This window comes from Paenarthrobacter sp. CM16 (genome assembly GCF_013179505.1).
Classification (GTDB): domain Bacteria; phylum Actinomycetota; class Actinomycetes; order Actinomycetales; family Micrococcaceae; genus Arthrobacter.
The window spans coordinates 1-17,099 of the sequence record NZ_JABMCX010000078.1 but is presented as its reverse complement, the minus strand read 5'-3'; the positions used below and the strand labels follow the sequence as shown (position 1 = coordinate 17,099).

Genomic DNA, 17,099 nt, shown 5'->3' with positions numbered 1-17,099 from the left:
GCTTGGCCTTCGCGAACCATGAGGGTGAAAGCATCATTGAGGAAATCAGTGAATTCCGGCGTGATGTCCCGGATGCTGTCCGAGGTATCGAGGCTCATTGCCCTCATGACGTTCTTGACTTCGATGGTCATGACGTCAGGGAACGTGAAGTTGGAAACTGTGTTCATCAGGTAAGACCTGCCGTTCTCGACTTCGGTGGTCCACCCGAACCGCTCCACAGCACGTTGTTGGGTCTCGGCCTCTGACAGCGGCCATGGGGCCGCGATCCAGAAGTCCATGATGTCGCAGGCCTCGGCAGCCGTCATTGATTTCCAGGTCACGTGTTTCCCCCTTTTTCTTGGTTTTCGCTTTTTGCCCTCTCCAGCCAGACCCTCCAAGCGGAGTAGCTGAAAAAGTTGAAGTTGTACCCGGCCGCGGCAGCGGCATCCTTCAACGACTCACCCACCCTGAAAACGGGTCGACCGTCAGCGGCCTCGATTGACTGAACAATCTCGGCGTCGGTGGCATTGAGCATGTGAATCAGGGGGTAGGCCGCCCGGAAGGTCTCGAAACCGCCGATGAAATCCACCCAGTGACCGCGTCCCCATCGAATCTCTTTGCCATTGGGGCCGACTTTTACACCAACCCCGGACGCATCCTCAAAGGTGGCTACCTGCTTCTCCGGCCAGAGCATCCCCTGCACCAGGTCCAGGACGAAGGGCCGAACAGAGTCAGCCCGGGCCACTACTTTCGTTGGGTTGGAGCCGGCATGACGCAATTCCAGGGTGCCATCATCGGTCACCGCGATGACCTTCGTCCCCGCCAGGAACCTCCATTCCAGAACACCGTCAGGGTGAGTGAGCAGGCTCAGCTTCACCCGAGGGTTGATCGCCTTCATGGGCGGGGTGCCGAGAATCTCCTCGACCAAAGGGTGATCCAAGGAGCTGACCCATAGGGTGGGTTGCCGCTCCCGTTCCACTGTCCCCGTTGAGTCGAGTCGGTTCGAGTCCAGCCCCAGTCCGGGGAGTTCCAGGGAAGTGGAACCTGGATCCATCCCGGCTACCCGTTCCGCCGACCAAGTCTGTCCTGGTGCCATCAGTTCTGCCTCACGCCAGGCCCGATAGCTGAGGTCGTCCGGACTCTTGACGCCGTAGGAGTTTCGCAACGCGGCCACGCACCGCTCCGCGAGCTCACGGAACTCGGAGGTCAACGCCGGAAGCGGGAGGACAGAGGACCAGTTCGGCTGCCCAACCCCGGGTGCCTGCCAACCGCTGCCGTTGAGCACGGACTCGACGGCGTTAGCCACGACATCTTTTCCCGGGGCCTCTGCTTCAAGACGGTCGCCCTGCCTCGCGAATTGCACATACCTGTTCGGGTACACGCTGGAGGTGATGATCAGAATGGCACGGTCCGTTAAGCCTCGGAGCGTTACTGCGAGCCTGTCCCGGAAATCGTTCCAGTCGAACGTCGCCCGTTCGACTGGTGTCCGCTCAGCCCAAGGCATCGGCACCCGCGTCCGGACAGTGCTGAACAAGAGGTCCGGGTCATCATGAGGGATATTCTTTTCCTGATCCCGGTCACGGGGATCAAAGCCTTCAAACCCTTCGTCGCCTGCCGAGGGGTCCAGGCTACTCACCAAGAATCCGTGTGGGCCACTCCGATGGACTTCGATGATCAAGCCCCGGTACATGCCACGATGCTTGATGTCATGGCACTCCAACTGCTCCCCCGGACCGATCTCCCGGATGTATCCGTGCTTGCCCCAAGCACTGAAACCCGGCGTTGGCTGATCCGTCAACAACACCCAAGCATCTCCCCGGCGCAGGATCTGATACTCAACACCGTCAAGGACGGCATACTTTCCAGGCTTGATGAGCGGTGTCGGCTGGTCTTTTTCCAGGGAATGATTCGACGCCGGACGGTTGGGGACGCGGGATTGGCGCCCTTTTGCGCTGGCCACGTTAGTCCCCCAGCTTCCGGTCGATCTCAACGCCCTGGGGAGTCTGGAACATCGCACTGAGACTCTTCGGGTTGCAGTCAGCGGCAGCCCGGAAGTCCATAAGATCACAGACCTCGGCTGGGGACATGGCTTTCCACGTCACCGGTTCTGTCATCTGTTCTCCCCCAAAACACGAGCCTCAGATGGTTTCTCTGGGCATTTGTCCTCAGTGTAAAAGACGAGACCGACAGTTCATGACACGTAACTATCAATTTCTAGGCCCTCAGCGAGGACAAAACAGCGGCCAAGTAGCATCCCCCTATGGAGTCTTTCACCTGGGCAAAAGCCACCACTGATAACTCGGAGCAACCCAAAGTAGCTGTTCTGCTGCCCGGTTCCGGATATCCGGTGGAGGGACCCGTCCTCTTCTGGATTGGTGAAATGCTGGGCGCCCTGGGCTGGCATGTGCAGGCTGTCCGGTGGACCTCTGACGATTCGCCCAGTACTGACCCACACGAATTTGCGGCCAACGCCGCCAGGCAGGCTTTTGCTGCCGCACCCGATTCCCATCAGCGGTTGATTGTGGCAAAGTCATTCAGCACTTTGTCCATTCCTTGGGCCGAGGAGGCCCGAATCCCAGGGATCTGGCTGACACCTTTGCTCACAGACGAGCAGGTCCGAAGCACCATCCGTGCATCGTCAAAGGATGACCTGTTTATCGGTGGTTCCCAGGACAAACTGTGGGACGGCGGACGTAAGTCAGAAACTGCCGGCACGTTCTTTGAGGTGCCGGGGGCCGATCACTCCTTGCAGATTCCCAATGATTGGCGTGCCTCTCAACAAGTTCAGGCTGAAGTGTTCACGCGGGTAGAGGCGTTCATCAGGGAAGTTTCATGACAATTCCGTACCAATAATGGTACGTTTGGGACCGAGGGGAGGTGGCGGGAATGACTTATCGTCGAACACTGCGCGAGTTGGCCTTCGAGACCCACGGAGTAGTGACGAGCCGATCTGCAGAGGCCGCGGGAGTTCCAACAGTGGAGCTGCGAAAGCTTGCTGCGCGGGGGGCTCTCACCAGGCTCGGCCAAGGCGTCTACAGGATGGATGAAGCACCCGCCGGTGAGCTTGATGAGTACGCGCAGGCCGTTGCCCTAGTCGGAGAAGGCGCTGTCCTAGCCGACGAAGCAGTCCTTGCGGCTCACCACTTGGCGCAGGTCAACCTGCGACGAATTCGAGTGGCATCCAGCCGTCGCGTACGCGCCCAACTCCCCGGGACCGTAGAAGTTATCCGCCGTGCCGTGCCTGAGGATCAGCGAGACAGCATAGAAGGTGTCCCGGCTATGACTGTCGAAAGCGCCATCCTTGGTGCCCGCGGCAGGATTATGACCGACCGACTTATCGAGGCCACTCATCAAGCCCGTGAGAGGGGCCTACTGCATCCCGACGCGGAAGCTCGCATCATCGCAGCCTTGGGGACCTCATGACCGCAGAGCCAGATTCCTTGAGAGACTCGAAACCCGCCAAGCTGCCCAAAGACCCAGGCGGAGTAAACATGCTGAAGCGCCGAAGTTCGTCCCGGGGCTATGCAAAAGGTTGGGTTGGGCGCTGAGAAGCACCCAACCCAACCCCCATCAAGCCAAACGAACTTACAGAACCGTGGTCCGCGACAGTGACAGGTCCTTGGTTTCCCGGAAGAACAGGACCACCACCACCGCCGAGACCAATGCCATTCCCATCAGGTAGAAGGCCGGAGCCAGCGGTGAGCCAAAGCCTGCAACCAAACCGGTGGCTACAAAGGGAGCCGTTCCACCGAACAGCACGTAGGCCAGGGTGTAACCAATCGCTGAGCCGGATGCCCGGACCGATGACGGGAACATCTCCACCAGCGCCGGCACGTTGGACGTTCCGATCACGGCGACCAACGCACCCAGGACGCTCGTTCCCAGGATCGCGAATCCGAGACCCAGCGGCATGATGGAGAACGCCGGAATGGTCATCACCACGAAGCCCACGCAGGCCACCAGCAGCATCCGTTTCCGGCCGTAGCGGTCACTTCCACGTGCAGCCAGAGGACAAACCGCCGTGTACACCAGCATCGTGATCACGCTGGTGATCATGGACTCGGCCGAGGAATACCCAAGGCTCGAGGTCATGTACGCAATCATGTAGCTGCTCATCAGGTAGTACGCGATTGCGTTGGTGATGCTGTAACCGAAGAGAGTGAAGATCTGGCGCGAACACATGCGGATGGCATCGCCCAAAGGCCGCTTTGCCACTTCGCCCGTCTTCTCAAGACCACGGAACACGGGGGTGTCGTCAACCTTTGACCGTATATACAGTCCGATCAGGCCCAGCGGCGCAGCCAGCAGGAACGGAATACGCCAGCCCCAGGCCTGGAGGTCTTCAGTGCTCAACGTCGCGGTGATCGCGGCGCCCAGCAACGCACCTGCCACAGAAGCCAGGCCGACGGTGGCCGGGATAATGCTTGCGTACGTCGCCCGCTTGCCTTCCGGAGCGTATTCAACAATAAACGCCGACGATCCCGTGTATTCGCCGCCGGTCGTGAAGCCCTGAACGGCGCGGAATACGAACAAGAGAATCGGGGCCCAAATGCCGATCACCGCGAACGTCGGCAGGATGCCAATGCAGAACGTCGCCGCACTCATGATCAGCACGCACAGGCCGAGCATCTTGTTTCGACCAATCCGGTCACCATAGCGTCCAAAGAAAGCCGCCCCGAGCGGCCTGGCAATGAAGCCGCCGGCGAAGATCGCCCACACGGCCAGAAGTGACGCCGTCGTGGAGTAATCCGGGAAGAAGAGCTTCGCAATGGTGACGGACATGACCGCATAAGCCGCGGAGTCGAACCATTCGACGAAATTTCCGACGGCGGCCGCCGCGGCTACGCGCTTGAGGCTGCGCCGGGGGGAAGACTCGGTGTCAGCTACTTTCTGGGTCATCGTATTCATGATTGTTGTCCTTCTAAGCGGGGAGAGGCTACAACGTGTGGGAGTTCGCGGAGCTGGGCCCGTTGGACTTTTCCGGTGGCGGACTTCGGCAGCGCGGAGACGTATTCAATGAATCGCGGGTACGCGAAGCGGGAGAAGTTCTCCTTCACGTGCGCCACGATGGTTTCGCTCAGTTCCGCTCCCCCAGCGTGACCGGGCATCAGTTCGATCCAGGCCTTGATGGACTGACCGCGGAGCTCGTCGGGCACACCGGTGACGGACACGTCCCGCACGGGATCGAGCTCACGAATGACTGCCTCCAGCTCATAGGGTCCAACGCGGTAGCCGGACGTTTTGATGACGTCGTCGGTCCTCCCCAGGAACCAGAAGTAGCCGTCGTCGTCCGCGTAGGCCTGGTCTTTGGTGTGGTACCAGCCGCCGCCGAATGCGGCGGCGGACGCCTCCGGCATGTTCCAGTATCCCAAGGGAAATTGCGGGTTGGAGCGCGCCCGGAGGCAGACCTCACCGGTCTCGCCTGCGGGGACTTCATGTTCGTTGTCGTCCAGCAGGCGGACCTCCCATCCAGGAAGTGGACGGCCCATGGAACCGGGCTTGACCGGCACGTCCGGATAGTTGCCCAGCAGCGGGTACGACTCCGTAGAACCGTAGTAATCCAGCAACGTCACTCCGTACTGCGCTTCGAACCACGTGATCAGGTCCGGCGTCAGCGGCTCATTGGACGAACAAACCGTCCGCAGGGACAGCGGGAAGCGAGTACCGGCGTCGGGCACGTCTTCGCGCATCTTTCGCAGGAACGTGGGGTTGACCAGCGCGCTGGTGACACGGTGGCGGCTCATGCTCTCCAGCAGGGCCGCCGGATCGAAACCGCCGTGGGGCCGGAAAACCAGGTGCGTGGCGCCAAGCCGGAGCGGCCCCATGAGCTTGGCGAGCGACCACGCCCAGTCCCCCGCGCCATAGAAGACGTCGCCGTCGCCGATCTGGTGGCAGTACTCGAACTCGTTGTGGCCCAAGAGGGTCCGGTGCGCGTGGACGATTCCCTTGGCCCGGCCCGTGGTGCCCGAGGTGTAGAAGATGAGGGCGGGATCGTCGGCTTTGGTTTCGACATCCTGGAATTCGGTGGTTGCCTCTTTGATTTCCGGGCTTTCAATGTCGATGAACGTGCCCTCATAGTCCTCAAAGAGGTGCTTCGCTGACTCTTCAGCGATGATCACCGACGCCCCGCTGTCCTCAAGCCGGAAGCGGATCGGCTCTGCGGCCCAGAGCAGGGACATCGTGACCAGGATGGCGCCGGTCCGGAGCACACCGAGGTATGCGGCCGGGGTGTCGGAGCGCTGGGGCAGCAAGACGGCGACCCGGTCACCTTTCTTGATGCCGGCCTTTTGCAGGGTGGCGGCGATCTGACGGGAACGGTCCTGGATTTCGCCCCAGCTCACCTCTCGTTGACCTTCGACGGCGGACTCCAGGATGAGCGCGCGTTTGTCCCTTGGGTGCCGGTCGGCGACGTCGACGGCCATGTTGTAGAGCTCAGGCACCTCCCAGCGGTGGCTGTTCCGCAGTTCGGCGTAGCGGTCTTGGGTTGCGGTTTTCACGTTGGTGTCCCGTCCCTTCAGCGGCGCCCGGCGAGGAAGCGGGCCATTTCGCGCTGCGGTTCGCCGGTGCCATAGGCCTCGCGGTGCACGCGCTTGGCTTCTGCCATCGCGTCGGTGAGGTCGTCGTCTTCCAGGCTGCGCAGCCGGTTCTTGGTCAGGCGGACTGCGCCCGGGGGAAGGAGGCTCAAGCGGGCGGCGAGGTCCTTGGCGTAAGCCAGCACGCCGCCGTCGTCCGCCAAGTAATTAAGGAGGCCGAGACGCTGAGCCTCGGCTGCGTCCACCAGCTCGCCGGTGAGGACGAACTGGGAGGTCTTGGACTTGCCCAGGATGCTCCACATGGCCCAAATTCCCGTGATGCTAGGGATGCCTGAGAGGACTTCGGGTTGGCCCATTCGGACTTTGGAGTCGCCGACGCGCAGGTCTGCGAGGAGTGAGTACTGGAAGCCGGAGCCGGCGGCGACGCCGTTTACCGCGGCGATGGTGATCTGGTCGAGGTTTCGGACGGCCCGGTAGAGCCGGTCAAAACCGTCGATCCATGCTTCCGCGGACTCGTGATCCTCGGGGTTCAGGGATGCGGTCTCGGCCAGGTCCTGGCCGGCACAGAATGCGCGGCCGCTGCCGGTGAGGATGACCGTGCGGATCTCATCGTTGACTTTGAGGCCTTCCAGGTAGTCGATGAGTTCGCTGCGCATGGCTTCGGTCCAGGCGTTGAGCTTGTCAGGGCGGTTGAGCGTGATGATGGCGGTGGGGCCGGTCTGTTCGAAGAGGACATCTTGGGACATTGGGGAAATTCCTTTGGTTCGTTGGGGTTTCTTGACTCCCATCTGACCATCGGTAAATGTGACCCGTCTAACATCAATATCTACTCGTCTTGATACCAAACTGGTATGGTGCGGCGATGGACCTTCACCATCTCAAGTACTTTGTTGTGCTCTCTGAGGAGTTGCATTTCGGGCGTGCTGCCCAGCGCTTGCACATGGCCCAGCCGCCGCTGTCGCAACGGATCAAGGACCTGGAGAAGGAGCTCGGGGTGCTGCTGTTCCACCGCCGACGCAGCGGTGTGGAGCTCTCCGAAGCAGGAGCCTTGCTGTTGGAGCACGCGCGTGGGGTGCTGGATCACGTGGCTATGGCGCAGGAGTCCATGCGGCGGATCCGACCTGGCGCTTCGGGCATCCTGCAGGTAGCGGTGCCGCCGGATACGAACCCGGTTGCCCTGTCCACGATGGTTTCTTCATTTGCTGCGTCTGCGCCTGACGTTCTGCTGAATTTGCACGAGCTCACCACCGTGGAGCAGGTTGAGCGACTGCGCGACGGCGAACTGGACGTTGCGGTGGTCCGTCACCCTTTGAGCAGCGTGGGTTTTGAGTCAGGGCCACTGTACACGCGGGCTCTTGGGGTGGTTCTGAATGCTTCGCATCCGTTGGCTTTATTGGAGGCTGTGCCGCTGGGTGACCTGGCAGGAAATCCGTTGATCATCTTCCCGCGGCATATGGCCCCGACGTTGTACGACTCGTTCCTGCACACGTGCCGGGACGCCGGGTATTTGCCGGCGGCTATCGTTCACGCCCGGAATCAGCACTTCACTCACGGGTTGATCATGGCCGGCCGCGGGGTGCACTTCAACGAGGAGCCGTGGACGCCGCTGCCTCCAGGGATGGTGTGGCGTCCGTTGGTTGGTGATCCGTTGGCTTGGCGGACGTCGGCGCTGTGGCTGAAGAGCAGGCGGTCAGCTGAGACGGACGCGTTTGTTGCGGCCGTCGGGGCGGGGCTGGAGGCGGGTGGGCATGGGTAGTGGACTGCGTTGGCGTCCTCAAAGCAAGTTGCGGAGAGTCAAAATGATACCGTTTTCGGTATAGTCACGACATCAAAATTGATTGCAAGAAATGGCAAAACAATACCGCCTACGGTATTGTTTTGCCATGAGGACAACATATCGCGACGTGCTGCGGGAGATCGCCTACGACAACCATGGTTATGTCACAACCGCGGATGCCGTGACCGCCGGCGTGCCTGCCGTCGAATTGCCCAAACTCACAGCCCGTGGCGGCCTCGATCACGTCGGATACGGCCTCTACCGCATGAGCGACATTCCCCCGACGGACGAAGATCAATTCGCCGAAGCGACATTGCGCGCGGGAGACGATGCCTACCTTCGCGGAGAATCCGTTCTGGCCCTCCTCGGGCTTGGGGACGTGAATCCTACAAAGATCACTGTTGGGACCGAACGTCGGGTCCGCCGCACAATGCCCCCCTATGTGAAAGTCACCAAGGCGCAGGCCGGAACGAAGGTTACACGCTACCGGGGGATCCGTGCCCAGCAGCTTAGCGAAGCTCTCCTCGAATGCCTCGGCCGAGTCCCAAGCACGCGACTGCGGGACGCGGCCGCTAAGGCCCGGACTGAGGGACTCCTGACGACGGCGGAGTGGAACCGGGTGCGGAAGGAGCTCTCCAAATGAGCTACGACACCCCGCCCCGGAATCTTGCCGCCCTTAACCAGCGGTTGAAGAACCTCGAGGTAGACGCAAGCCTCACCCTTCGCCGGCGGACGACGATGGCCCTAGTGGTGATCGGCCAGATGCTGCCCGAAGGTGCAGTAAAAGGTGGCAGTGCGATGGCGCTGCGATACGGCTCCGACACAAGGTTTACCCGCGACCTTGACGCCGCCCGATCAGGAGGACTGTCGAGCTTCCGAGCCGACTTCGAGGAGCGGCTAGCCCAGGGATGGGCTCGTTTCACTGGCCGGTTGGCCGAACGAAAAGCCCCGAAACCCAAAGGAATTCCCGCCCCCTATGTAATGAAGCCGTTCGATGTGAAGCTCGATTACGAGGGGAAGCCCTGGTGCACAGTGCCGTTCGAACTCGGCCACAATGAGATTGGCGATGCTGACGATCCCGATTTCACACTGGCGCCCAGCATCGTCGAGATGTTCACTTCTGTAGGTCTCCCTGCCCCAAGTCCAGTGGCGGTAATGCCGGCAGACCACCAAATCGCCCAAAAGATACACGCATCCACCGCATCCGGCAGCGACCGCGCCCGGGACCTTATAGACCTGCAGCTCCTGGGCTCTCGCGAGCAGCTGAACCTGGCGGCGGTCCGTGCCACATGTGTTCGTTTATTCGACTACCGAAAGGCCCATATTTGGCCTCCTATAGTTACCGAGGGAGCAGGCTGGGCGACCCTCTACGCCGAAGCTGCCGAGGGCCTCGACGTCGTACCTGATGTCGCTCCTGCAATCGAGTGGCTGAATAAATTCATCGCCGATGTTGATCAAGCGGCACCAAACGACCAGCAGTCACTCTCTGAAGTTGGTTGATCCCCGCCTCTGCCAATCGAATCTCCTGTCACCATCAGACGTTTTTTAGAAAAGCGCGGATTCTTTCCCCCCAGTAGCCGTGGCCGACCGAAGATGCGATGCCGCCTCGGTCCCAGATTTCGCGGGTGACCTTCTGTAACCCCTCACAGACAGGGAAGTGGTACCTGATCTTGGGAGAGGCGACGACGTGACGGCCTGAAGACACGGCGTGAAATGGCTGCGCCCGATGCTCACCGGACCTGTCGGCATAGGATCAATCCATGGCTACTTCAAACAAGTCACTGCCAATTCGCCAGGGCCGCATGCAGAAGGCACTGGGGCTGATTTTCTGCGTGTCGATGGTGGGCCTCTTGGCTTCAATCTTCCTGACCGGCCGCAACCCGCTCTTCCCTGGGATGTCGGGGCCACTGCTGGTGCTGTTCTTCTTCCTGGCCGCTGCAGGCAGCGTTTTCGGACTGGCAATCATCAGGTCCCGACGAGCTGCCATGGAAATCGCAGACAAGAGATAAGCCCCGCCGACCCCACGCGGCGCCTTAGAGAAGCGCGGCAACTTTCTCTGCCGTCGCCCTGGCCGACCCAGGGTTCTGTCCGGTGACCAGGTTGCCGTCAGCGATGGCATAGGAGACGAACGGGAGCAGTGCTTTCTCATAGAGGGCTCCGCGTTTCTTCATCTCCTCCTCAGCGTTGTAGGGCACCAGCTTGTCCACCCGGGCCAGGACTTCTTCCTGCCAAGCGAAGCCGGTTACCTTGCGGCCCTCGACGAGGAGAGTATCGTCGGAAAGCCTGATGTTGAGCAGGCCGCAGTAGCCGTGGCAGACCGAAGATACGATGCCACCTCGTTCCCAGATTTCGCGGCTGATCTTCTGTAGTCCTTCGCTGTCAGGGAAGTCGTACATGACGGCGTGGCCGCCGGTGAAATAGATGGCGTCAAAGTCGGCCGAGTTGATGTTCTCCGGGCTGGCGGTGTTTTCGAGAAGTGCCATTCGCTCAGGATCGTTGTGCCAGGATTTGGCCGCTTTGTCGTAGCTGGGGAACTTCAGGGATCGCGGCTCCAACGGAGCAAACCCTCCCTTGGGGCTGACGATTTCCTGCTCAAATCCGCGCGCCTCGAACACCTCCCAGGCATGAACCAGCTCGGAGAGCCACAGGCCGGTGGAGTGGGACGGGTCGTCGTACTGGCCCACGTTGGTGACGACGTGGAGAATTCGCTTGGTCATGTTCTGTCTCCTCAAGTAAGTGTGCGGATCCGGCTTCGCCTAGCGGGCCGGCTTAATGTCGCTGAGCGCGAAGATCGCCGAAACCGCCGACTTCACGCGCGCCGCCACGTCGTCGTCGGATTGAGGACGCAACTTGCCATCCAGATGCAGGAACGCCAGGCCATGGGCCACGCTCCACAGCGCGATGGACAGCCCGGAGGTTGGCGCGCCAGGGAAGAGCCGCTCGATCGCTTTGTTCAACATCTCGTGGAGCTGCCCGGAAGCTTGCACACGCTCGCTGTTCTCTTCGTCGCATTCGTTGCCGAACATCAGCCGGAACACGGCCGGTCGCCTGAGCGCGAATCCAACGTAGGCAACACCCAGGGCTCCGATTACTTCCTCCGGACTAGCCAGTTTGGTCGGGAGCGCCAACGCAGCCTCAAGGTCCGCCCGGAGATCCTTGAAGCCCTCCACCGCGACCGCACTGTCGAGTGCTTCCCTGTCCGCGAAGTGGCGGTAAGGGGCGGTCGGAGAAACGCCCGCGCGGCGGGCAACGGCCCTCAATGAAAACGGCTCCCCCGCTTCAAGACCTTCGACGGCGGCGGCGATCAGGGCCGCTCGAAGGTCGCCGTGGTGGTAACTCTTGGTCGATGTTGACACTGCTAACTTTGCCTCCTACGCTGATGTAAGCAGTGCAAACATATCGCATTGCGATTCCAATGTCATCCGATTAGCGGAGGTTTGTAGTGCAGACCATACTGGGCGCGAACGGCCAGATCGCGGTGGAACTCACTCAGGAGTTAAACCGCACGTACACAGAGGACCTGCGGCTTGTCAGTCGAAATCCCCGCAAGGTCAACGAGTCAGACTCCCTCGTAAAGGCGGACCTGCTCGACGCCAGCCAGACAACCGCGGCCGTCGAAGGCAGCGACATCGTCTATTTCACCGCCGGACTCCCAGCGAACACCGAACTGTGGGAGGCCCAGTTCCCAACGATGCTCAGGAATACGCTGGAAGCATCCCGAACTGCTGGTGCGAAATTCGTCTACTTCGATAACACGTACATGTACCCGCAGGACGAGCGGATGCAGACTGAAGAGACTCCCTTCGCTCCCAACGGACGCAAAGGCAAAGTCCGTGCCGAGATGGCAACAATGGTGCTTGAGGAGATGGCCAGGGGCGACATACCGGTACTCGTCGCGAGAGCTCCGGAGTTTTACGGTCCGGGCAAGACACAGAGCTTCACCAACGCCCTGATCATTGACCCTCTCAAGGCTGGTAAGAAACCCCGCGTCCCGGTGCGCGACGACCGCCAACGAACACTCATCTGGACCCCGGACGCGAGCCGCGCGCTTGCCCTTCTAGGCAACACACCGGACGCCTTCGGACAGACCTGGCACCTTCCGGTCGATCAGCGACGGCCGAGCTACCGGGAGTTCGCCACCATTGCCAGTGAAGCGTTCGGCCGGAAGCCTGGTTACACAGTGGTTCCCCGCTGGGTTCTCAACGCAGTGGGGCTGTTCTCACCGCAGGTACGGGAACTTAGGGAACTGTTGCCGCGCTACGAGCACCACAACATCTTCGACTCCACGAAGTTCAGCTCGCGCTTCCCGGACTTCCCCGTCACCAACTACCGTGATGGACTCGCCATCATCCGTCGGGAAGCCCTCTAAGGCGCCCCATGACTACAGCGGGGCCCTTGGGTTAGCGTCAGTACATGGTTAGGCTTCCCAGCCACGCACGTCCCGGAGTAGGTTCATCTTCTAGACGTCCGGGCACACTAGGAACCCAAAGAGTCAGGGGTGACCACGATTGAAGGAAGGCCGGTCCAGCAAGGCGACCCAGGATGCCGCCTTCTTTGTCTATCGCGGCTCAACCCTTGGTAAGTTTCTGGCCTTGTTAGCCTTCCTCGTCGTACTCATCTTCCGGCCCAACGGCTACGACCCCAGTACCTACTGGGCCATCGCGCTGGTGGTCGTTCTCTTCGTTGCTGCGCTCGTCATCGTCATAGCGCGAGGCGTGCGGGGCTTGAAGGTTCTTAACGATTCGGCAAAAGAAGATCGTCGGCGGATCGCTGCTGGCCTCCCCCTTGAGCGGCAAGGCCCTCAGTCACCAGATTCTCCTCCCGGCAGCGCCGGGAAATAGGTATGCCACCACCCTGTTCCGGCAGTGTCCGAGCAGAACACATGAGGACGACACCTAGGTCCTGGGTGGCCAGACCCAGCTCGGACCAGAGAACAGAACCCCAGTGGCCCTACGCCTCCTCGAACCACCCCCGCGCAGGGTTGCTGACCTCCGGCGCTTCCCGGAACACACCCGGCTGAGCAACCCAGCCGACACCGTTGGCGATGACCTTCTGGATCTGCGGCTGGTAGTACACGGGGTATTCCTGGTCGCCGGGGCTGAAGTAGAAGATCCGGCCCTTGCCACGGGAGAACGTCACGCCTGAGCGGAACACCTCTCCCCCGGTGAACGAGCTGATGAAGATCAGGTCATCGGGCTCCGGAATGTCGAACAGCTCGCCGTACATTTCCTGCTGGGGAATCACAATCGGGCTCTCAATCCCGGCTGCGATCGGGTGCGAAGGCTTGACCGTCCACACGAGCTCGCGTTCGCCTTCGTTGCGCCACTTCAGCGAACAGGTAGTGCCCAACAAACGGGTGAAGATCTTGGCGAAGTGGCCGGAGTGCAGCACCACCAAACCCATTCCGCCCAGGACATGCCGCTGCACGCGCTCCACCACTTCGTCAGCGACTTCCTGATGGGCGATGTGCCCCCACCACAGCAACACATCAGTCTGCTCCAGGACTTCTTCGGAGAGCCCGTGCTCGGGTTCGGCCAAGGTAGCCGTGGAGATCTCAGAGTCCGGGTAGAAACCGCGGAGCCCGGCAGCGATGGCGCCGTGGATCCCTTCGGGGTACATCTCGCCGATCGTGGCGGGCTCGTTGCGGGCCTCGTGGACGGCCTCGTTCCAGACAACAATCTTCAATTTCGAATCAGTCATTTTCAGAGCACCACTTCACGTTGTTCGAGGGCGGATTTGTAACAAGCATCGAGTACCAGCGCGCGGCTCAGGGCAAGCGAACCGTCATGGCTTCCCCACACAGTTTCGCCACCGCGCACGGCGGAAATGAAATCGTCGACGACGGCCTGGTGGGCTCGCCCGGGTTCGGCCACCACCTCGAAGTCCGCGTTCTCGCCGTCCTTCTCGGTGAAGACATGAACGTCGGCAACCGGGTTCTCGGAGGCGCCCACCGAGCGCAAGTCCGCACCGCCGTCGGTCCCGTAAACGGTGAAGTCCATCAGGTCACGCTCGTCGCGGTAAGTTGCCCAGCCGGCTTCGAGGATCAAGGTACCGCCACCTTCCAAGCGAATAAATGCGGAGGCGAAGTCTTCCACTTCAAACTTATGGCTGGAGTTCGAGGCTGTGTAGCGGGCGTTCCCGCCGAGGCCGCGGGGACCGAGTTCGGAGTGGGTTGAGGCCGAGACCGCCAGGACCTTCGGCTCCCCCAGCAGGTGCAGCGAGTAGTCCAGCACGTGGACGCCGATATCAGCCAGCGGACCTCCACCGGCGAGCTCAGGGTTAGTGAACCAGCTGCCCAGCATCGGAATCCCTTGACGTCGGAGCCACGATGCCTTGGCGTAGTACGGACGTCCCAGCGTCCCGGCGTCGATCACTTCCTTCAGCGCCTGGATGTCGCCGCGGCGGCGGTGGTTGAACGCGACGTCCAGCACGCGTCCGGCCTTGCGGGCGGCGTCCACCATCTGTTGACCTTCGACGGCGTTGCGCGCGATCGGCTTCTCGCTCAGCACATGCAGGCCCCGCTCAAGCGAAGCAATCGCGATGGGTGCGTGCAGGAACGTGGGGACGGCGACGCTAACGGCGTCGAGGTCCTCAAGCTCAATCATGTCCTCCCAGCGGGCGAAGGCATGAGGGATGCTGTACTCCTCCGTCAGCTGGGCAAGAAGCTCCTGCTCCATGCCGGCAACGGCAATAATTTCGACGCCGGGAATGTTGCTGTATGCCTTGAGGTGCTGCTGGCCGGCCCAACCAATGCCCACAACTCCTACCTTGAGGGTTGCGGACGGGGCCTGCTGCTGAATGCTCACGTTGTTCCTGTTCTTTGGGTGGTTTCTTAGAGTCTGTGAGGGGTTTGGGGACTTCGTGACGGGCTTAGCCCTTGACCGCACCGGCCGTCATGCCGGACACGATGCGCTTCTGGCACAAGAGCACCAGAATCACGAGTGGGATGGTGATGATCACCGATGCTGCGCTGATGGTGCCAAGGGGTTGGTCGAACTCGCTGGTGCCGCTGAAGAACGCGATAGCCACCGGGACGGGGCGTGATTCCGGCGAGGTGGTCAGCGTGACGGCCAAGAGGAATTCGTTCCAGACGGAGATGAACACCAGGATCGCCGTCGTGGCCAGGCCGGGGACCGCCAGCGGCAGGATCACCTTGCGGAACGCGACAAACGGCGTGGCGCCATCCATGTACGCGGATTCCTCCAGCTCACGCGGAATCTCCTTGAAGAACGACGTCAGCGTGTAGATCGCCAGCGGCAAGGCGAACGTCAGCTTCGGGATGATGAGGCCAAGCAAGGTGTCGTACAGGCCGATTTCGCGCCAGATGGAGAACATCGGGGCCGCGATGGCGATGGCCGGGAACGTGGTGACCGAGAGGATCAGCGTCAGGATCATCGCCTTGCGGCGCATCTTCAGCCTGGCCAGCGCATAGGCGGCGAAGGATGCGAATACCAGCGCCACTGTTGTAGTTACGACGGCGATAATCACCGAGTTGCGCAAGGCCAGGAGGAATTCGGGGTTCTGGAAAACCACCAGATAGTTCTCCAGGGTCGGCTGGCTCGGGAAGAGCTCGCCCTTGGACAGGCTCGCTCCCTTCTTAAGGGAGGTGTTGACCAGCCAGTAGAAGGGGATGAGCGAGAAAGCCATGACGGCCACCACGAACACCCATACCAGTGGGTGCAGTTTCGATTCCCCGCGCAAGCGGCGCTTCGGCGCCCTGCGCGCTGTGGCGAGTTCCGGCGTCGTGCGTTCTGCAGTCAGCGTGCTCATTGTTCCTCCTTCGCGACGTCGCGGATGTTGCCGCCGCCGAAGCGGATGTAGATGACGGAGACCACCATGACGGTGAGGAAGGTCAGGATGGACAGCGCCGAGCCTTCGCCCACCAGCCGGTTTTCGCGCAGTTGGCCGTAGGCGAGCATGGACATGGATTCGGTGCCGTTGGCGCCGCGGGTGAGGACGAACGGCAGGTCGAAGACGCGGAGGGCGTCCATGGTGCGGAAGATCGCGGCGAGGACGATTGCCGGGCGCAGGAGCGGGAGGGTGATGTTCACGAAGGTCTGCCATTTGCTGGCGCCGTCGAGTTCCGCGGCCTCGTAGGTTTCGGCGGAGATGACCTGCAGGCCGGCCAGGATGATGAGCGCCGCGAACGGGGTGGTCTTCCAGACGTCGGCCATGACGATCACGGCCATCGCGTAGCCGTGCTCACCGAGCCAGACCACGTCGCCGCCCGGCAGTCCCAGCGTGGAGAGGACGTTGGTGACCAGGCCCATGTTGGGCTGGAACATGGTTTGCCAGGTGATGGCGCTGACCACGGTGATGATCGCGTACGGCAGCAAAACCACGGTGCGCAGGACGGCGCGGCCCTTGAACGCGAGGTTGAGCAGGAGCGCCATGGCCGTGCCGAGGATGAGTTCCAGGCTGACGGAGAGGCCCGCGAAGAGGAAGGTCTGGCCGAACGCCGCCCACCATTCGCTGCTGGTGAGGGCCGCGATGTAGTTGTCCAGCCCGACAAAGCGGGACAGGCCGGCGGTGCGGACGCTGTACTGGTTCAGCGAGAGCCAAATCGCGTAGCCGATGGGGACCGCCGCAACCAGCGCCATGATGACCAGCGACGGCGCGGTCATGCGGAACGCGAGCTTCCGCTCTGCGCGGTCGCGGCCGCTTGTTTTTGCTGGGCCGCGGCTTGGCGGGATTGTTTTGGTGGCCATGATCAGAAACTCGCCTTGGCGCTGGTGATCTCCTCGGCCATGCTCTTCACGGCGTCCTCGGTGGAGGCGGTGCCGGAGAGGACGGCGTAGACGTTCTTGTAG

General features: G+C 61.5%; 20 protein-coding genes and 1 pseudogene. 8 read left to right on the top strand and 13 right to left on the bottom strand.

Annotated features, from left to right (window positions below; genetic code table 11):
* The 3 genes from HP499_RS09040 to HP499_RS09030 all read right to left on the bottom strand — a co-directional run.
* Positions 1-320, bottom strand: a 320-nt coding sequence (locus HP499_RS09040) for a DUF6301 family protein (RefSeq protein WP_172323759.1), incomplete at its 3' end; no start/stop codon positions are given.
* A complete protein-coding gene (locus HP499_RS09035) occupies positions 317-1,939 on the bottom strand; it encodes a hypothetical protein (RefSeq protein WP_172323758.1) in 1,623 nt (540 codons plus the stop codon). The genes HP499_RS09040 and HP499_RS09035, both read right to left, overlap by 4 nt.
* Position 1,940: 1 nt before the next feature.
* A complete protein-coding gene (locus tag HP499_RS09030; RefSeq protein WP_172323757.1) occupies positions 1,941-2,093 on the bottom strand; it encodes a hypothetical protein in 153 nt (50 codons plus the stop codon).
* A gap of 146 nt (positions 2,094-2,239) precedes the next feature.
* On the opposite strand from HP499_RS09030, the gene HP499_RS09025 reads away from it, so the two are divergent.
* Positions 2,240-2,815: a hypothetical protein gene (locus HP499_RS09025; RefSeq protein ID WP_253951485.1), complete on the top strand. Its 576-nt coding sequence runs from the start codon at positions 2,240-2,242 to the stop codon at positions 2,813-2,815.
* Between the two features lie 50 nt (positions 2,816-2,865).
* A pseudogene (locus HP499_RS25565) lies at positions 2,866-3,006 on the top strand (type IV toxin-antitoxin system AbiEi family antitoxin domain-containing protein); the annotation flags it as partial.
* A gap of 84 nt (positions 3,007-3,090) precedes the next feature.
* Here the strand turns inward: HP499_RS25565 and HP499_RS25085 are convergent.
* The 4 genes from HP499_RS25085 to HP499_RS09005 all read right to left on the bottom strand — a co-directional run bounded on the left by HP499_RS25085 (position 3,091) and on the right by HP499_RS09005 (position 7,258).
* Positions 3,091-3,330 (bottom strand): hypothetical protein, encoded by a 240-nt coding sequence (locus tag HP499_RS25085; RefSeq protein WP_253951484.1) that lies wholly within the window; start codon positions 3,328-3,330, stop codon positions 3,091-3,093.
* A gap of 234 nt (positions 3,331-3,564) precedes the next feature.
* Positions 3,565-4,887, bottom strand: coding sequence for an MFS transporter (locus HP499_RS09015; RefSeq protein ID WP_172323755.1), 1,323 nt, complete (start codon positions 4,885-4,887; stop codon positions 3,565-3,567).
* Positions 4,884-6,476 carry an acyl-CoA synthetase gene (locus tag HP499_RS09010; RefSeq protein WP_172323754.1) on the bottom strand — a complete coding sequence of 531 codons (1,593 nt, stop codon included), beginning with the start codon at positions 6,474-6,476 and terminating at the stop codon, positions 4,884-4,886. Before HP499_RS09010 ends, HP499_RS09015 begins: the two co-directional genes overlap by 4 nt.
* Positions 6,477-6,493: 17 nt before the next feature.
* Entirely contained in the window at positions 6,494-7,258 is a 765-nt protein-coding gene (locus HP499_RS09005; RefSeq protein ID WP_172323753.1) for an enoyl-CoA hydratase/isomerase family protein, read from the bottom strand.
* 116 nt (positions 7,259-7,374) lie between these two features.
* Between HP499_RS09005 and HP499_RS09000 the strand changes: the two genes are divergently transcribed.
* The 4 genes from HP499_RS09000 to HP499_RS08985 all read left to right on the top strand — a co-directional run bounded on the left by HP499_RS09000 (position 7,375) and on the right by HP499_RS08985 (position 10,298).
* A complete protein-coding gene (locus HP499_RS09000) occupies positions 7,375-8,268 on the top strand; it encodes a LysR family transcriptional regulator (RefSeq protein WP_172323752.1) in 894 nt (297 codons plus the stop codon).
* A gap of 127 nt (positions 8,269-8,395) precedes the next feature.
* Positions 8,396-8,932, top strand: coding sequence for a hypothetical protein (locus tag HP499_RS08995; protein WP_172323751.1), 537 nt, complete (start codon positions 8,396-8,398; stop codon positions 8,930-8,932).
* The gene (locus tag HP499_RS08990; RefSeq protein WP_172323750.1) at positions 8,929-9,789 is read left to right on the top strand and encodes a nucleotidyl transferase AbiEii/AbiGii toxin family protein; all 861 of its coding nucleotides are present in this window, start codon (positions 8,929-8,931) and stop codon (positions 9,787-9,789) included. The genes HP499_RS08995 and HP499_RS08990 overlap by 4 nt, the downstream gene beginning before the upstream one ends.
* Positions 9,790-10,049: 260 nt before the next feature.
* Positions 10,050-10,298 carry a hypothetical protein gene (locus HP499_RS08985; protein WP_172323749.1) on the top strand — a complete coding sequence of 83 codons (249 nt, stop codon included), beginning with the start codon at positions 10,050-10,052 and terminating at the stop codon, positions 10,296-10,298.
* Positions 10,299-10,322: 24 nt separating this feature from the next.
* Here HP499_RS08985 and HP499_RS08980 read toward each other — a convergent pair whose 3' ends face one another.
* Together HP499_RS08980 and HP499_RS08975 are read right to left on the bottom strand one after the other, a co-directional pair.
* On the bottom strand, positions 10,323-11,006 hold the full coding sequence (locus tag HP499_RS08980) for a type 1 glutamine amidotransferase domain-containing protein (RefSeq protein WP_172323748.1): 684 nt from the start codon (positions 11,004-11,006) through the stop codon (positions 10,323-10,325).
* A 39-nt stretch (positions 11,007-11,045) separates the two neighbouring features.
* Entirely contained in the window at positions 11,046-11,645 is a 600-nt protein-coding gene (locus tag HP499_RS08975) for a TetR/AcrR family transcriptional regulator (RefSeq protein ID WP_172323747.1), read from the bottom strand.
* Positions 11,646-11,731: 86 nt separating this feature from the next.
* Between HP499_RS08975 and HP499_RS08970 the strand changes: the two genes are divergently transcribed.
* Positions 11,732-12,658, top strand: a complete 927-nt coding sequence (locus HP499_RS08970; protein WP_172323746.1) for an NAD-dependent epimerase/dehydratase family protein — start codon at positions 11,732-11,734, stop codon at positions 12,656-12,658.
* A gap of 139 nt (positions 12,659-12,797) precedes the next feature.
* Positions 12,798-13,130: a hypothetical protein gene (locus HP499_RS08965; RefSeq protein WP_172323745.1), complete on the top strand. Its 333-nt coding sequence runs from the start codon at positions 12,798-12,800 to the stop codon at positions 13,128-13,130.
* Positions 13,131-13,239: 109 nt separating this feature from the next.
* On the opposite strand, the gene HP499_RS08960 is transcribed toward HP499_RS08965, so the two are convergent.
* From HP499_RS08960 to HP499_RS08945, 4 genes are all read right to left on the bottom strand, one after another.
* The gene (locus tag HP499_RS08960; RefSeq protein ID WP_172323744.1) at positions 13,240-13,989 is read right to left on the bottom strand and encodes a ThuA domain-containing protein; all 750 of its coding nucleotides are present in this window, start codon (positions 13,987-13,989) and stop codon (positions 13,240-13,242) included.
* 2 nt (positions 13,990-13,991) lie between these two features.
* A complete protein-coding gene (locus HP499_RS08955) occupies positions 13,992-15,095 on the bottom strand; it encodes a Gfo/Idh/MocA family oxidoreductase (protein ID WP_172323743.1) in 1,104 nt (367 codons plus the stop codon).
* Between the two features lie 64 nt (positions 15,096-15,159).
* Positions 15,160-16,059: a carbohydrate ABC transporter permease gene (locus tag HP499_RS08950; protein WP_172323742.1), complete on the bottom strand. Its 900-nt coding sequence runs from the start codon at positions 16,057-16,059 to the stop codon at positions 15,160-15,162.
* Positions 16,056-16,997, bottom strand: coding sequence for a carbohydrate ABC transporter permease (locus HP499_RS08945; protein WP_172323741.1), 942 nt, complete (start codon positions 16,995-16,997; stop codon positions 16,056-16,058). The genes HP499_RS08950 and HP499_RS08945 overlap by 4 nt, the downstream gene beginning before the upstream one ends.
* Between the last annotated feature and the right edge of the window lie 102 nt (positions 16,998-17,099).

Bases quoted from the DNA above. Each gene is read 5' to 3' on its own strand.
- HP499_RS09030 (WP_172323757.1), bottom strand. From the start codon at position 2,093: ATGACAGAACCGGTGACGTGGAAAGCCATGTCCCCAGCCGAGGTCTGT.
- HP499_RS09025 (WP_253951485.1), top strand. From the start codon at position 2,240: ATGGAGTCTTTCACCTGGGCAAAAGCCACCACTGATAACTCGGAGCAA.
- HP499_RS25085 (WP_253951484.1), bottom strand. From the start codon at position 3,330: ATGAGTGGCCTCGATAAGTCGGTCGGTCATAATCCTGCCGCGGGCACC.
- HP499_RS09015 (WP_172323755.1), bottom strand. From the start codon at position 4,887: ATGAATACGATGACCCAGAAAGTAGCTGACACCGAGTCTTCCCCCCGG.
- HP499_RS09005 (WP_172323753.1), bottom strand. From the start codon at position 7,258: ATGTCCCAAGATGTCCTCTTCGAACAGACCGGCCCCACCGCCATCATC.
- HP499_RS09000 (WP_172323752.1), top strand. From the start codon at position 7,375: ATGGACCTTCACCATCTCAAGTACTTTGTTGTGCTCTCTGAGGAGTTG.
- HP499_RS08995 (WP_172323751.1), top strand. From the start codon at position 8,396: ATGAGGACAACATATCGCGACGTGCTGCGGGAGATCGCCTACGACAAC.
- HP499_RS08990 (WP_172323750.1), top strand. From the start codon at position 8,929: ATGAGCTACGACACCCCGCCCCGGAATCTTGCCGCCCTTAACCAGCGG.
- HP499_RS08985 (WP_172323749.1), top strand. From the start codon at position 10,050: ATGGCTACTTCAAACAAGTCACTGCCAATTCGCCAGGGCCGCATGCAG.
- HP499_RS08980 (WP_172323748.1), bottom strand. From the start codon at position 11,006: ATGACCAAGCGAATTCTCCACGTCGTCACCAACGTGGGCCAGTACGAC.
- HP499_RS08960 (WP_172323744.1), bottom strand. From the start codon at position 13,989: ATGACTGATTCGAAATTGAAGATTGTTGTCTGGAACGAGGCCGTCCAC.
- HP499_RS08950 (WP_172323742.1), bottom strand. From the start codon at position 16,059: ATGAGCACGCTGACTGCAGAACGCACGACGCCGGAACTCGCCACAGCG.
- HP499_RS08945 (WP_172323741.1), bottom strand. From the start codon at position 16,997: ATGGCCACCAAAACAATCCCGCCAAGCCGCGGCCCAGCAAAAACAAGC.